The 1,115-nt window shown below is 66.5% G+C and carries 2 protein-coding genes; both read left to right on the plus strand.

All coding sequences use genetic code 11. The features are described from left to right. On the plus strand, window positions 1–426 hold a 426-nt coding region (locus tag ACWGRX_RS26940), incomplete at its 5' end, for a branched-chain amino acid ABC transporter permease (RefSeq protein WP_452120062.1). A gap of 57 nt (window positions 427–483) precedes the next feature. Continuing rightward, on the plus strand, window positions 484–1,115 hold a 632-nt coding region (locus tag ACWGRX_RS26945; RefSeq protein WP_452120063.1), incomplete at its 3' end, for a branched-chain amino acid ABC transporter permease.

Below are 1,115 nucleotides of genomic sequence, written 5' to 3' on the forward strand. Positions count from 1 at the left end.
GTCGCCTCGATCGCGGTCTGCCTCGCGACCTGGTTCATGATCGAGAAGACCAAGCTCGGCGCCTATCTGCGTGCCGCCACCGAGAACGCGACGCTGACCCAGGCCTTCGGCATCAACGTGCCGCTGCTGGTGACGCTGACCTATGGCTTCGGCGTGGCGCTCGCCGCCTTCGCCGGCGTGCTCGCCGCACCGATCTACTCGGTCAACCCCAACATGGGCGCCGACCTGATCATCGTCGTCTTCGCGGTCGTGGTGATCGGCGGCATGGGCTCGATCATGGGCGCCATCGTCACCGGCTTCAGCCTCGGGCTGGTCGAGGGCCTGACCAAGGTGTTCTACCCGGAGGCCTCCGCCACCGTCATCTTCATCATCATGGTGCTGGTGCTGCTGGTGAAGCCGGCCGGCCTGTTCGGGCGCGCCACCTGATGCACGCGCCTCTCGTCATCACGGCCTCGCTGCCGCTTCGCTTCGAAGGAGCCGCTCATGGCTGAAGTCCTCCCCGCCGATGGCTCCGTGGCGCACGCCGCTGCCGAGCGCAGCACGGCGAGCCTGCACCGCAACGTCATGATCGGTATCGCGATCGCGCTGGTGATCGCACCCTTCGTGGCCTACCCCGTCTTCGTCATGAAGGTGCTGTGCTTTGCGCTGTTCGCGCTCGCCTTCAACCTCCTGCTCGGCTATGGCGGCCTGCTCTCCTTCGGTCACGCCGCCTATTTCGGCATGGCGAGCTATGTCTGCGCCTATGCGGCCAAGCATTGGGGCTTCAACCCGGAATTCGCGATCCTGGCCGGCACCTGCGTCGCCGCGCTGCTCGGCCTCGTCTTCGGCTCGCTCGCCATCCGCCGGCAGGGCATCTATTTCGCGATGATCACCCTGGCGCTGGCCCAGATGGTGTTCTTCTTCTCGCTGCAGACGCCGCGCTTCACCGGCGGCGAGGACGGCATCCAGGCGGTGCCGCGCGGCAAGCTCTTCGGCATGATCAACCTCGCCGACGACCGCACCCTGTACTGGGTCGTGGCGCTGATCTTCATGGCCGGGCTGCTCGCCTTCTACCGCATCATCCACTCGCCCTTCGGCCAGGTCTGCAAGGCGATCCGGGACAATGAGCCGCGCGC

Source organism: Allobosea sp. NPDC055594, from assembly GCF_053618995.1.